Source organism: Falsiroseomonas sp. E2-1-a20, assembly GCF_051433195.1.
GTDB lineage: Bacteria > Pseudomonadota > Alphaproteobacteria > Acetobacterales > Acetobacteraceae > Falsiroseomonas.
On sequence record NZ_JBHMFT010000196.1, the window covers coordinates 1 to 524 of the forward strand.

The window sequence follows — 524 nt, forward strand, 5'->3', positions numbered from 1 at the left end:
AAGGCCTCCTCGGCCGTGAGGTCGTCCAGCTGCGCCGCTGCGGCAACCCGGGCCGGGTCCGGCCGCCCCAGCGGAGGCTCCCGCTCCACGAGCCGGCGCACCTGCTCCGCGCCCGCCACGGTGCGGACGAGGTCGAGCGGAGCTCCCTCCAGGTGACCGTGCTGTTGCCACAGGAACGGTGCCACCCAGTCCGGCCGGGCCGCGACCTCCGACTGCGCCAGCATCCGCAGCGCCAGGTGGGCGAAGCGGGCACGCGCGGCCTCTCCGCCGACCGGCGCCGCATCGCCCCGCAGCACGGCCGCCGCGCAGGCCGCCCTGGAGGCGCCGGCCCTGTGGGAGCTGGCGGTCTGGTCGAGGGCCTCAGCCACCTCGGCCAGGAGGGCGTCGTCCGGACGGTCCGTGGGCTTGGTTCCAGCGGGCATGGTCACCTCACATTCGGCTCCTACCCTATGGAGGGAACATCGCGCTCCTGCTGCAAGGGGAGATGACGTCAGGCAGGCGTCGGCGGGCATCGAGCTGGGCGG

General features: G+C 75.0%; 1 protein-coding gene. It reads right to left on the reverse strand.

The features are described 5' to 3' along the window. Window positions 1-422: antitoxin Xre/MbcA/ParS toxin-binding domain-containing protein (locus ACFHPP_RS31340; protein WP_437167129.1), on the reverse strand; the 422-nt coding region annotated here is incomplete at its 3' end. Between the last annotated feature and the right edge of the window lie 102 nt (window positions 423-524).